This window comes from Solirubrobacter soli DSM 22325 (assembly GCF_000423665.1).
Lineage (GTDB): Bacteria > Actinomycetota > Thermoleophilia > Solirubrobacterales > Solirubrobacteraceae > Solirubrobacter > Solirubrobacter soli.
The window spans coordinates 350,330-362,309 of the sequence record NZ_KE384071.1 but is presented as its reverse complement, the minus strand read 5'-3'; the positions used below and the strand labels follow the sequence as shown (position 1 = coordinate 362,309).

At 72.8% G+C, this 11,980-nt stretch carries 11 protein-coding genes; 6 read left to right on the top strand and 5 right to left on the bottom strand.

What is annotated here, in order from left to right; all coding sequences use genetic code 11:
• Positions 1 to 67: 67 nt before the first annotated feature.
• Complete coding sequence (locus G569_RS54965) at positions 68 to 916, top strand: ABC transporter permease (RefSeq protein ID WP_064750558.1); 849 nt, start codon at positions 68 to 70, stop codon at positions 914 to 916.
• 274 nt (positions 917 to 1,190) lie between these two features.
• Here G569_RS54965 and G569_RS0137455 read toward each other — a convergent pair whose 3' ends face one another.
• Positions 1,191 to 1,967: an alpha/beta fold hydrolase gene (locus G569_RS0137455; RefSeq protein WP_028067195.1), complete on the bottom strand. Its 777-nt coding sequence runs from the start codon at positions 1,965 to 1,967 to the stop codon at positions 1,191 to 1,193.
• 17 nt (positions 1,968 to 1,984) lie between these two features.
• Between G569_RS0137455 and G569_RS54960 the strand changes: the two genes are divergently transcribed.
• Complete coding sequence (locus G569_RS54960) at positions 1,985 to 2,524, top strand: DUF1707 domain-containing protein (RefSeq protein ID WP_053227593.1); 540 nt, start codon at positions 1,985 to 1,987, stop codon at positions 2,522 to 2,524.
• On the opposite strand, the gene G569_RS0137445 is transcribed toward G569_RS54960, so the two are convergent.
• The 3 genes from G569_RS0137445 to G569_RS0137435 form a co-directional block, all read right to left on the bottom strand.
• A complete protein-coding gene (locus tag G569_RS0137445) occupies positions 2,495 to 3,700 on the bottom strand; it encodes an RNA polymerase sigma factor (RefSeq protein ID WP_028067194.1) in 1,206 nt (401 codons plus the stop codon). The genes G569_RS54960 and G569_RS0137445 overlap by 30 nt on opposite strands.
• Complete coding sequence (locus G569_RS0137440) at positions 3,697 to 4,098, bottom strand: YciI family protein (RefSeq protein WP_037501815.1); 402 nt, start codon at positions 4,096 to 4,098, stop codon at positions 3,697 to 3,699. The genes G569_RS0137445 and G569_RS0137440 overlap by 4 nt, the downstream gene beginning before the upstream one ends.
• Positions 4,099 to 4,221: 123 nt before the next feature.
• Positions 4,222 to 6,360, bottom strand: coding sequence for an MMPL family transporter (locus G569_RS0137435; protein ID WP_028067192.1), 2,139 nt, complete (start codon positions 6,358 to 6,360; stop codon positions 4,222 to 4,224).
• Positions 6,361 to 6,533: 173 nt separating this feature from the next.
• On the opposite strand from G569_RS0137435, the gene G569_RS0137430 reads away from it, so the two are divergent.
• The 4 genes from G569_RS0137430 to G569_RS0137415 are packed head-to-tail and all read left to right on the top strand — an operon-like array spanning position 6,534 to position 9,242.
• Entirely contained in the window at positions 6,534 to 6,776 is a 243-nt protein-coding gene (locus G569_RS0137430; RefSeq protein WP_028067191.1) for a hypothetical protein, read from the top strand.
• Complete coding sequence (locus tag G569_RS54955; protein ID WP_064750544.1) at positions 6,773 to 7,999, top strand: NAD(P)/FAD-dependent oxidoreductase; 1,227 nt, start codon at positions 6,773 to 6,775, stop codon at positions 7,997 to 7,999. Before G569_RS0137430 ends, G569_RS54955 begins: the two co-directional genes overlap by 4 nt.
• Positions 7,996 to 8,679, top strand: coding sequence for a phosphatase PAP2 family protein (locus tag G569_RS0137420; protein ID WP_028067190.1), 684 nt, complete (start codon positions 7,996 to 7,998; stop codon positions 8,677 to 8,679). The genes G569_RS54955 and G569_RS0137420 overlap by 4 nt, the downstream gene beginning before the upstream one ends.
• Positions 8,676 to 9,242, top strand: a complete 567-nt coding sequence (locus tag G569_RS0137415; protein ID WP_028067189.1) for a response regulator — start codon at positions 8,676 to 8,678, stop codon at positions 9,240 to 9,242. Before G569_RS0137420 ends, G569_RS0137415 begins: the two co-directional genes overlap by 4 nt.
• On the opposite strand, the gene G569_RS54950 is transcribed toward G569_RS0137415, so the two are convergent.
• Positions 9,186 to 11,975: a helix-turn-helix transcriptional regulator gene (locus G569_RS54950; RefSeq protein ID WP_053227591.1), complete on the bottom strand. Its 2,790-nt coding sequence runs from the start codon at positions 11,973 to 11,975 to the stop codon at positions 9,186 to 9,188. The two genes, G569_RS0137415 and G569_RS54950, sit on opposite strands and share 57 nt — an antisense overlap.
• Positions 11,976 to 11,980 lie beyond the last annotated feature (5 nt).

Sequence of the window (11,980 nt, the reverse complement as noted above, 5' to 3'; positions counted from 1 at the left end):
TCTCAGGGAGCACGACCAGGGTCCACCCCGGATGACCGGCGCCCGCGCGCCGACGACGCTGGCGGACATGAACAAGATCCTTCTCGTCCCCCTCGTCGCCGCGCTCGTCCTCACGCTCTTCGCGTGGCCCGCCGCGAAGATCGGGCCGCGCGACCTGCCCGTCGGCGTCGTCGGCGGCGAGCAGCTGCCGCCGCAGTTCGAGACGCACCGCTACACGACCGAGGCCGAGGCTCGAGCCGCGATCGAGGACCGCGAGGTCTACGGCGCGCTCGCCGGTGAGAAGATGCTCGTCGCCTCGGCCGCGTCGCCCGCGGTCGCCCAGTTCCTGACCCACGCGGCGGGCGAGCGCCCGGTCGAGGACGTCGTCGCCGCCAAGCCCGCCGGCAACGCGCTCGCCGCGTCCGTCCTCCCGCTCGTGCTCGCCGGCATCCTCACCGGCGGCCTCGCCGCCCACCTCACCCGCCGCCGCGGCCGGCGCGCCGGGCTCGTGCTCGGCGGCGCGCTGCTGACCGGCCTCGCGGCCACGCTGATCGTGCAGACGTGGCTCGGAGTGGTCGGCGGCGACTGGCTCGCCAACGCCGGCGCGCTCTCCCTGACCGTTCTGGCGATCGGTTCGCTCGTCGCCGGGCTGGAGGCGCTGTTCGGCAAGGCGGGGATCGCCGCGGGCGCGCTGCTGATGGTGTTCGTCGGCAACCCGTTCTCGGGCGTGGCGACCGGGCCGGAGATGCTCCCGACCGGCGCGGGCACGCTCGGCCAGTTGCTCCCGCCGGGCGCGGGCGGGAACCTCCTGCGCTCGACCGGGTTCTTCGACGGCGCCGCGGCGGGCGGGCACATCGCGGTCCTGGTCGCGTGGACGCTCGCGGGCCTCGGCTGCCTGGCGCTCTCGCGGGCGAAAGCCACCCCGAGGGTTCGCTGACGAATGGTCGGTCCGACCGATGTGGTGCAGCCGCCAGTGGCTCGGGCCGGCCGCGCTCGCGATGCGGCCCTCTCGGCCGTGAGCAGCGCGGGTGGCGCGAGACGCTGCGGATGTGCCGCAGCGGGCGTACCGGTATTCGTCAGCGGGCCCTTAAACGCGGAGACCCGCATCTAGGCGGGCCTCGGCCATCAGAAGATCAGGCGTGTGTGGCAGGGGGACGTTCGGTGAAGCTGAAGGTCTCAGCCCTCCGGTTGCCCTCGCTATCTGACATCACTCAGGGTAGCGCGAAGAACTCCGCGAGCAACCGCGTGACCTCCTCCGGGGCCTCGTGTTGGACCCAGTGTGACGTGTCCAACACAACGACCCGCTCCAGGTTCGGGACCTCGTCGCGCGGCGGCTCGGCGAGCTCGGGGATCAGGTACCGGTCGTTGCGGCCCCAGATCACCCGCGTCGGCGCGTCCACCCGGGTGATCCACGTCTTCGGCGTCATCGCCCGGTAGTAGTTCAGCGACGCGGTCATCGCGCCCGGCTGCGCCCACGCCTCCTGGTAGCGCGGGTCGTCGCGCTGCGGGAACACCTTCGGCCCGAGGAACTCGGGCAGCCACGGCAGCTGGAAGAGCGCCATGTACCACGAGCGTCGCGCCTGCCGCGGCCGGAAGACGGCCTCCTTGAAGCGCCGCGGGTGCGGCGCGTTGAGGATCGCGAGCTTCTCGACGACCTCGGGGTGGTGCATCGCGGTGTGCCAGGCGACCGCGCCGCCCCAGTCATGGCCGGCGATGCACGCGCTGGACGCGCCGCGCTCCTCGATCAGCTCGGCGACGTCGACCGCGAGCGCGTCAAGGGTGTAGTTGCCCCGGCCCTGCGGCTTCGAGGAGAGGTTGAAGCCGCGCAGGTCCGGTGCGACGACGCGGAACCCGGCCTCGGCCAGCGGCCCGATCTGCGCCCGCCAGCCGTACCAGAACTCCGGGAAGCCGTGCAGAAGCACGACCAGTGGCCCTTCTCCCTGTTCGACGTAGTGCAGGCGGACGGTCCCGAGCTCGGCGTACCCCACGGCGCATACTTTCCCGTATGACCCTCGCCGGAGACGCCGATCGCTCGAAGGCCATCGTCAGCTTGCGCGACGCGACCGTCGAAGGCCGCCTCACGCTCGACGAGTTCGCCGACCGCGTCGAGCGCGCCGAGCTCGCACGCACCGACACCGAGCTGGCCGAGATCGTCGCCGATCTCCCGTCGGCCGGCGTCGCCGACCTGCCGGTCAAACATGGGGCGTGGTTCTCGCGGCTGACCCGCGGTGGGCGGTGGGAGCTCTCCCCGGAGTCGAAGGTCGTCTCGGTCTGCGGCACGGTCGTGCTCGACCTCGGGCTCGCCACCCTGCACGGCGCCGAGACCGTCATGCACGTCCGCAATGTCTTCGGGACGGTCACGATCGTCGTCCCGCGCGGCGTGCACGTGTCCGTCGACGGCGGCGGCGCGTTCTCCAGCCGCGACATCGACCTGCCGGACACCGGCCCGGTCGGCGACGCCCCGCGGCTGCGGATCATCACCTCCGGGATGGGCGGGACGCTGCGGGTGAAGACCTCACGCGAGCGCCTCGGCCCGGGAGAGTAGGAGCTCGCGCTCGGCGGCGTTGCCCGTCAGCGCGGCCGCGCGCTCGAACTCCTCGCGCGCCTCGTCGCGACGGCCGAGCCGCTGCAGGAAGTCCCCGCGCACGCTCGGCAACAGGTGGTAGCCGGTGAGCTCGGCGACGTGCGCGTCGAGGTGACGGAGCCCGACCTGCGGGCCGAAGGCCATGCCGAGCGCGACCGAGCGGTTGAGCTCGACGACCGGCGAGGGGGCGATCTGCGCGAGCGTCTCGTACAGCGCCGCGATGCGGATCCAGTCGGTCTCCTCGGCGCGGGCGGCGCGGGCGTGGCAGGCGGCGATCGCGGCCTGGAGGCCGTAGACGCCGAGCCCGAGACCCTCGGCGCGGTGCAGCGCGGCGAGCCCGCGCCCGATCAGCAGCCGGTCCCAGCGCGAGCGGTCCTGGTCGGCGAGGAGGATCGGCGTGCCGTCGCGGGCGACCCTCGCCCTGATCCGCGAGGCCTGGATCTCCATCAGCGCGAGCAGGCCCCAGACCTCGCCCTCGCGCGGCGCCAGCGTGGAGAGCACGCGGCCGAGGCGCAGCGCGTCCTGGCACAGCTCCGGGCGGACCCAGTCGTCGCCCGCGGTCGCCGCGTAGCCCTCGTTGAAGATCAAATAGAGGACCTCGAGCACGCCCGCCATCCGCTCGGCCAGCTCGTCGGGGTCGGGCGGCGCGTACGGGAGGCCCGCGAGCGCCTTCTTCGCCCGCACGATCCGCTGCGCGACCGTGGCCTCGCTGACGAGGAACGCGCGCGCGATCTCGGGTGTCGAGAGCCCGCCGAGCATCCGCAGCGTCAGCGCCACCCGGGCCTCCATCGAGAGGACCGGGTGACAGCAGGTGAAGATCAGCGAGAGCAGGTCGTCGGAGCCGGCCTCCTCGACCGTGCTCAGCGCCATCACCATCCCGATCTCGGCGTGCTTCTCGTCGCGGGTGCGAGACCGCCGCATGAGGTCGATCGCCCGGTGCTTGGCCGCGGTCATCAGCCAGGCGCCCGGGTTCTCCGGGACGCCTGACCGCGGCCACGTCTCCAGCGCGACGACGAGCGCGTCCTGCGCGAGGTCCTCGGCGACGCCGACGTCGCGCATCATCCGCGCGAGCGCGGCGATCAGCCGCGGCGACTCGATCCGCCAGACCGCCTCGATCGCCCGCTGGGTGGCGCTCACCGCTCGATCGGCTGGTTCGGCGGCGGCGATGAGAGCTTCGCGGCGTCCTGGAGGTCCTCGGAGAAGTCCGACAGCTCGAAGATCTGCCGCACCTCCACGAACGAGCCGGGCTCCTGCGGACACCGCTTGGCCCATTCGATCGCCTCCTCGCGGTCCTTGGCCTGGATGATCCAGTAGCCGCCCACGAGCTCCTTCGCCTCGCTGAACGGACCGTCGGTGACGCCGGAGGTCGAGACCCGCGAGGCCTCCGGCCGCAGTCCGTCGAGCGCGAGCAGCGCCCCGGCCTTGGTCAGCTCCTCGTTGTACCGGTTCATCGACGCGACGTCCTCGGCCGTCGGCCCGGCGGCGTACACCTCGTCCGAGATGTTGGGGTAGATGAACATCATGAAGCGCGGCATTGCGTCTCCCTGTGGTTGAACGTTGGTTCTACCGGGACGACGAACGGGCCGCGGTCGAAATCGACACGCGGCCCGATCTTTAAGATAAAGGCAAGCTAAGGGGTCTGACCCTTTAGGTGGCCTTTAGGAGGCGTGGGCGAGCTGCTCGCCCTCGATGTCGAGGTTCGGGATGAAGTTGGACATGCGCGTGGGCATCCACCAGGCGCGCTTGCCGAGCAGCGACATCACGGCGGGCACGAGGGTGAGGCGGACGATGAAGGCGTCGGCGAGGACGCCCACGGCCAGGGAGAGGCCGATCGACTTGGTGATCGGGTCGTCGGCGAGGACGTAGGCGCCGAAGACGACGCACATGATCGTCGCCGCCGCGATCACGACGCGGCCGCTCTGGACGTAGCCGGTCTTCACGGCCTCGCGCGCGTCGCCGGTGTGCACGAAGCGCTCGCGCATGCGCGACACCAGGAAGACCTCGTAGTCCATCGCCAGGCCGAACAGGATGCCGATCAGCAGGATCGGGAGGAACGAGGTGACCGGTCCGTTGGCGGCCACATTGAAGAACCCGTTGAGGTTGCCGTCCTGGAAGATCCAGACGACGATGCCGAGCGAGGCGCCGATCGACAGCAGGAAGCCGGCGGCGGCCTTGAGCGGCACCAGGATCGAGCGGAAGACGACCATCAGCAGCAGCAGGGCGAGGCCGACGACGACGACGATGTAGGTCGGCAGCGCCTTGGTCAGACGGTCCGCGGTGTCGATGTTGACGGCGGTCTGGCCGGTCACGTACGCGGTGATGCCGGCGTCCTTCGGCAGCGTGTCGGCCTTGTCGCGCAGGGCGTTGACGAGGTCGCGCGTCTCATCCGACGCGGGACCCGTGGTCGGGGTCACCTGGACGATCCAGAGGTCGCCCGCCTCGTTCGGCATCGCGGGCGAGACGGCGGCGACGCCCGGGAAGTCCTGCAGCGTCGCGGAGACCTTCTTGCCGAACTCCTCCTGCTCTTCACGCTTGACCGACGGCGCGTCGACGACGACGGTCAGCGTGCCGTTGAAGCCCGGGCCGAAGCCCTTGGTGAGCAGGTCGTAGGACTGGCGCTCGGTCGACGACGTCGGCTCCGACGAACCGTCCGGCAGGCCGAGCTCCATGTGGGCGGCGGGGATCGCGGCGCCGGCGAGCATGACCAGGCCGACGAGCAGGACCGCGACGGGATGACGCGTGACGAACCCGACCCAGCGGGCGCTGACCGGCGTGCCCCGCTTGGCGCGTCGCGGCGCGAACAGGCGGTTGCGGCGGGCGAGGCGGCCGCCGCAGAACCCGAAGATCGCGGGCAGCAGCGTGATCGCGACGAGCACCGCGATGGTCACGGTGCCGGCCGCGGCCAGGCCCATGACGGTGAGGAACGGGATGTTGATGACGGCCAGGCCGACGAGCGCGATCACGACGGTCATGCCGGCGAAGACGACGGCGCTGCCGGCGGTGCCGACCGACTGGGCGATCGACTCGCGCACGTCCATGCCGTCACCGAGGTTCTGCTTGTGGCGCGCGAGGATGAAGAGCGCGTAGTCGATGCCGACGGCGAGGCCGAGCATCGTGGCCAGGATCGGGGCTGTCTCGGAGAGCTCGACGGCGCCTGAAAGAGCAGTCAGACCGGTGATGCCGACCATCACGCCGAACGCGGCGGTGAGCAGCGGCATGCCCGCGGCCAGCAGCGAGCCGAGCGTGATCGCGAGCACGAAGAACGCGACGATCATGCCGAGCGACTCGGACCCGTGGTGGCCCTCCTCGGCGGCGATCCCGCCGGAGAACTCGACCTGCAGGCCCGCGGCCTCGCCGGTGTCGGCGATGTCCGCGAGATCCTGGCGCGCCTGCTCGCCGATCTCACCCGACGGCACCGGGTAGATGACGTCGGCGTAGCCGATCGTGCCGTCCTTGGAGAGCGTGACGTCGGTGACGCCGGAGACCTCGTCGGCCTTCTTCGCCTCGGCCATCGTCGCGTCGATCGCCTTGGCGTTGTCGGCGTCCTTGAGGGTCTCGCCCTCGGGCGCGGCGAAGACGACGCGGGCGTAGGTGCCCGACGCCGCCGGGTACTTGGCCTCGAGCAGCTCCTGTGCCTGCTGGGACTCCGTTCCCGGCACCTCGAACTTGTTGTTCGTCTGCCCGGAGAACGCGGCCGCACAGGCGGCGACGGCGATCATCACGACCAGCCAGAGCCCGACCACGAGCCGGCGCCGGTCATGTGACCATCGTCCGAGCTTGTACAGATACGTTGCCATTGCCTCTCCTTGGGAACGGGGGGAGTTGGGGAGTGGCAGCGAGATTGCCGGGACGGCGGCGCCCTGACTTCAGGGCGCGACCCTCATTCGTGACCCTTAGGCGCCCCCTCAGGGTCCGAGATCAGGGTGGCGCCCCGATGAATCAAACGCGTGTGGACGGGACTCTCTGTGCCATGCCGCGCTTCCTCCTCCACCACCGCCACGAGCCGCACGAGTGCGGCGTGGCGTTCGCGTCCTTCCGGGGGCACGCGAGCCCGCTCCGCCATCAGGCGGCGCTGGCCTCGTGCCTCACGGGCGGCCATGCGATCTGGTGGTCGGTCGAGGCCGCGGGTCCTGATGAGGCGCTCGCGCTGCTCCCCTTCTTCATCGCCGAGCGCGCCACCGCGACACGCGTCGACGAGGTCGACATCCCATGACTCCCCACCGCTCCTCAGTTGGCGGCACGTTGATCCTCGGCGGCGGTTTCGCGGGCGCGTACGTCGCCCGCGGGCTCGGCCGCCAGGGCGCGACGATCGTCAACCCCGCCAACTTCATGCTCTACACGCCGCTGCTCCCCGAGGCGGCAGCGGGCAGCATCGAGCCGCGCCACGTGACCGTGCCGCTGCGCACGATGTGCCCGCACGCCGACCTGCTGCTCGGCCGCGCGGTCTCGCTCGAGCCCGACCGCAAGGTCGTCCATGTGAGCTCGGAGGCGGGAGAGTTCGACATCGGCTACGAGCGGCTCGTCGTCGCGCTCGGCTCGATCACCAGCACGCCGAACGTCCCCGGCCTGCGCGAGCACGCGCTCGGCCTGAAGGACATCGGCGACGCGATCCGCCTGCGCAACCACGTGCTGCGCCAGCTCGAGCTGGCCGACGCCGACCCGTCCAGCGCTGAGCGGCGGCTGACGTTCGTCTTCGCCGGCGCCGGCTTCGCGGGTGTCGAAGCCGTCGCCGAGCTCCAGGAACTGACCGAAGGTGCGCTCCGCCGCCATCCCCGGCTGGCGGCGGTGAAACCCCGCTGGGTCTTGGTCGACTCGGGGCCGCGCATCCTCGGGCAGGTGCCCGACAGCCTCGCGCGGTTCGCCGCGCGGACGCTGTCCGGACGCGGCGTGGAGATCCTCTCCTCGACCGCGCTCGTGTCCATCGACCGCGGCGGCGCCGTGTTGTCCGACGGCCGCCGGATCGAGACCGGCACGGTCGTCTGGACGGCCGGCGTCGCCGCGAACCCGATCGCCGCGCAGCTCGGGCTGCCGCTCGACGCGCGCGGGCGGATCCCGGTGGACGAGCTCTTCCGCGTGCAGGGGCTGGACGACGTGCTCGCGCTCGGCGACATCGCCGCGGTCCCCAACGAGGCGACCGGCGAGCTCGACCCGCCCACGTGCCAGCACGCGCTGCGCCAGGCCCGCCGGCTCTCGCGCAACCTGCGCGGGCGGGTGAAGCCGTACGCGTTCAAGTCGCTCGGCTCGATGGCGACGCTCGGGCGCCGCCACGGCATCGCGACCGTCGCCGGCCTGCGCCTGCGCGGGATCGCCGGCTGGACCGTCGCCCGCGGCTACCACCTGATGGCGCTCCCGTTCGTCGCCCGCCGCGCCCGCGTGCTCGCCGACTGGACCGTCGCCGCCGCGTTCCGCCGCGACGTCGTGGAGCTGACCTCATGAAGTGGCGCCGTGAGCTGCTGCTGTTCGGCGCCGCCTACCTGCTCTACAACGCGGGCCGCGGCTTCACCGACGGCGACATGAACCTGGCCGTCGCCAACGCCAACCGGGTCCTCGACCTCGAGGGCGGGGCCGGGGTCGAGCGCTCCGTGCAGGACGCGTTCGGCGGCATCTGGATGACCCTGCTCAGCCACATCTACCTGGCGGCGCAGATCGTCGTGCTGCCGGCCGTGCTGGCCGCGATGTACCGGTGGGCGCCGAGGATCTACCCGCGGCTGCGCGACACCGTGATCGTCACCTGGATGCTGTCGTTGCCGATCTACGCGCTGTTCCCGGTCGCGCCGCCGCGGCTCGCCGGGATCGGGATGACCGACGCCGTCTCAGAGCAGTCGGCGGTCGCATTGGCCGGCCACTCGACCTGGTTCTACAACCCGATCGCGGCGGTCCCGTCGCTGCACTGCGGGTTCGCGATGGCGCTCGGCGTCGCCGTCGCCGCGGCCGTCAAGCGGCGCTGGCTGAAGGTGCTGGCGCTGAGCTGGGGGCCGATCGTCGCGCTCTCGACGGTCGCGACCGCCAACCACTACGTGTTCGACGTCGCGGCCGGCCTGGCGATCACCGCCGTCGGCTACGCGGTCGCCGCCCGTCCGCGCGTGCTGCGGTCGCGGGAGGTGGCGTACGCATGATCCGCGTCGTCGTCCTCGACCATCACCCCGCGACCTGCGCCGGGGTCAACGCGATCCTGCACGAGCACGCGGGAATCGTTCCGGTGGGTGTCGCCGCCGATCGGCGCGCGCTGTGGCCGCTGCTGTACCGGACCGACCCCGACGTCGTCGTGCTCGACGACCTGCGTCTCTGTCTGGCGGTGCGCGCGCGATGCCCGCAGGCACGCGTGGTGCTGCACACGGCCGAGGCGAGCTTCCGCATGGTCGTCCCGGCCGCGTTCGCCGGCGCGCACGCCCTCGTCGACAAGGCGTGCAGCCCGGCGGAGCTGGTCGCCGCGGTCCGCGGCGACAACCCCCTCCCGCCGATCACCCCGCGGCTGCAGCGGCACGCCGCGGCGCGGCTCGACGGCACCGACCGGGCGATCCTCGCGATGCGCCTGGCGGGAACGCCGGACCGCGAGATCGCCGCCACGATCGGGCTCGACCCGCGCGCGATCGGCGCGCGCAACGCGCAGATCGTCGAGCAGCTAACCGGCGTTCGCGTCGCTGCGCTCGACGGCGCGGGCGAGCTCCACGCGGGATGACACGCCGACCTTGCCGAAGATGTTGCGCAGGTGCGTCTCCACGGTCTTCTTGGACAGGAAGAGGGTGGCGGCGATCTGCGTGTTCGTCTGGCGGTCGACGACCAGCCGCGCGATCTCGAGCTCGCGCGCCGTGAGCGACTCGAGCCCGCTCGCGCCGCTGCGACGGTAGATCGTGCGGCCGAGCCGGCGCAGCTCGCGCTCGGCCTCGTCGCGGCGCTTCGGCGCGCCGCACGTCTCGAAGGTCTCGGCGGCGCGCTCGCACTGGACGATCGCGCCGGTGCGATCGCCCGACGCCGCCAGCGCGCGGCCGGCCAGGAGGCGCGCGGTCGCGGCATGGATCGGCGCCTCGATCGCCTCGAAGCGCGCGGCCGCCCCGAGCGCAAGTGCTCCCGCTCGCTCCGGCTCGCCGGTCTCGAGCGCGACCGCTGCGGCGGTGCGGGCGGCCTGACCCGCCGCGTAGACGAGCCCCACCTCCTCGGCGTGCTGGGCGGCGCGCTCGGCGACATGGATCGCGTCCCGGTGGCGCCCGAGCGCGAGGTACGCGAGCGCGAGCAGCTCGAAGCCGCCCGTCCGCCACGCGCTCGGCATCGCCACGAGGTCCTCGCCGCCACCGCCCTCGACCAGCGTCGCCAGCGCGCGCGCCGGCTCGCCCGCGGACAGCAGCGCCCGCATCAGCGCGAAGCTCGCGAAGGACTCGGCCATCCGGTTGCCGACGCCGCGCGCGGTCGCCAAGGCCTCCTCGCCGCACGTCAGGGCGAGCTCGATCTCGCCCGCCGCGTGGGCGAGCAGGCTGCGGTTCATCAGCGCCAGCGAGAGCGCCTGGCGGTTGCCGGACAGCCGCGCGCCCTCGATCGCCCCCTCGATCACCTCGATGCCTTCGTCGAGCAGGCCGAGCATCTCGAGGCAGGCGCACAGCGCGGGGACCAGCGCGGGGAGCAGGAAGCCCTGGCCGGTGGCGCGCCCGATCCGCATCGCGCGCACCCCGTGCTCGCGACCGCGGGCGAATCGATCGAGGTGCAGCTCGGCGCCCATCACGAACAACGCGGCATCCAGCCGCTGCGCGAGCTGCTCGTCGGACAGGGCGTCGACCATCGCCGCGGCCTCGGCGGTGTGTCGCTTGGCGTCCTCGATCAAACCCACGCACGCGTCCGCGATCGCGGACTGCGCGGTGCAGGCCGCGAGGATCGCCGGGTCGCCGAGCCCGCCCGCGAGCGCCAGGCCCTTGCGCGACCACTCCCACTGACGGTTGAAGTCCGTCGCGAAGAACGCGTCGGCGGCCAGCTCGACCATCAGGAACACCGCTTCGGGGTTGCCGCGGTCGGGCAGGGCGTCCAGCGCGGCCTCGACCCGCCGGCGCGCCTCCTCATGGCGGCCGAGCAGCCGCTCCATCGTCGCGCAGCCGCTGATCATCCGCCCGCGCAGCGGGAAGTCCGGCGGGGCGAGCGCCAGCGCCTCGATCAGCGCGTCCCGGCTCGCCGAGAACTCGCCGGTCTGCGCCATCGCCCGGCCGTAGAGGAGCAGCAATGGCATCCGCTCCTGGCCCTCCGGGATCAACCGCAGCGCGGCCGCGAACCAGTGCGCGGCGCTCGCGGGCGCCGACGGGTCGGCGGCGAGGCCGGCGTCGCGCAGCGCGGTCGCGGCCTCCAGGTCGCCCTCGCGGGCGTAGCGCTCGACATGCTGGGCGCGGGCGGTGATCGAGCCCTTGGACGCCAGCAGCAGCATCGCCGCGCGCTCGTGGGCGCCGAGCCGCCAGCCCGCGGGTGCGCCGTCGTACACCGCGCGGCGCACCAGCGGGTGGCGGAACCGGAAGCGCCGCGGGACGTCGGTGGGGCGGATCAGGTCGGTCCGCAGCAGCTCGTCGAGGGCGTCGAGCGCCGCGTGCTCGCCGAGGTCGGCCGCCGCGGCGGCCAGCTCGGGGACGAACGGGTCGCCCGCGACCGCCGCGCCGCGGATCAGCTTGTGCGCGTCCTCGCCCAGCAGCGCGAGCTCCTCCGACAGCGCGGCCGTGACGTCCCGCGGGACCTGACCGGTGCGCCCGAGCGAGCGGGCGAGCTGCTGCAGGTAGAACGGGTTCCCGCCGCTCTCCTCGTAGACGGAGTCGGCGGCGTCGCCGTGCAGCGCCTTGGCGTCCGCCCTGCTGAGGGCTGTGAGCTCGATCCGCGTGAGCGTCCCGCCGCGGTTCGCCCGTTCCAGCGACGGCAGCAGCTTCTCCGGCACCTGGCGAGGACGCACCGCGAGTGCCAGCAGCACCGGCGCCTGCGGCGGGCGGCGCAGCAGCGTGCCGAGCAGCTCGAGCGACCCCGGGTCCGCCCAGTGCAGGTCGTCGAGCATCAACACGAGCGGCTGGCGGCTGGCCAGGATCACCAGCAGCTCGCGGACCGCCTGGTGGGCGCGGTGGCGCTCGTCGGCGAGGCCGCCGGCGCTCTGGCTCAGGACGCGGTCAAGCTCGCCGTTTAGCGGTTCGAGCACCGCGGGCGGCAGGCCGCGGACGTACTCGTCGAGCGCGTCGACGAAGACCCAGAACGGCAGGTCGCGCTCGAGCTCGGACGCGCTCCCGGAGAGCACGAGGCAGCCACGATCGTCGGCCATCGCCTCCAGCTCGGCCAGCAACCGTGTCTTGCCGATGCCGGGCTCGCCCACGAGCTCGATCGCGCCCGACTGACGCTCCAACGCGTCCTCGAGCGCTTTGAGCTCCTCCGCGCGCCCGACGAGTTGCTCGGCAAGGTGAGCCACGGCCG

What these genes read in the sequence shown, in the direction of transcription:
- G569_RS54965 (WP_064750558.1), top strand. Translation starts at nt 68, where the DNA reads ATGAACAAGATCCTTCTCGTCCCCCTCGTCGCCGCGCTCGTCCTCACG.
- G569_RS54960 (WP_053227593.1), top strand. Translation starts at nt 1,985, where the DNA reads ATGACCCTCGCCGGAGACGCCGATCGCTCGAAGGCCATCGTCAGCTTG.
- G569_RS0137440 (WP_037501815.1), bottom strand. Translation starts at nt 4,098, where the DNA reads ATGCCGCGCTTCATGATGTTCATCTACCCCAACATCTCGGACGAGGTG.
- G569_RS0137435 (WP_028067192.1), bottom strand. Translation starts at nt 6,360, where the DNA reads ATGGCAACGTATCTGTACAAGCTCGGACGATGGTCACATGACCGGCGC.
- G569_RS0137430 (WP_028067191.1), top strand. Translation starts at nt 6,534, where the DNA reads ATGCCGCGCTTCCTCCTCCACCACCGCCACGAGCCGCACGAGTGCGGC.
- G569_RS54955 (WP_064750544.1), top strand. Translation starts at nt 6,773, where the DNA reads ATGACTCCCCACCGCTCCTCAGTTGGCGGCACGTTGATCCTCGGCGGC.
- G569_RS0137420 (WP_028067190.1), top strand. Translation starts at nt 7,996, where the DNA reads ATGAAGTGGCGCCGTGAGCTGCTGCTGTTCGGCGCCGCCTACCTGCTC.
- G569_RS0137415 (WP_028067189.1), top strand. Translation starts at nt 8,676, where the DNA reads ATGATCCGCGTCGTCGTCCTCGACCATCACCCCGCGACCTGCGCCGGG.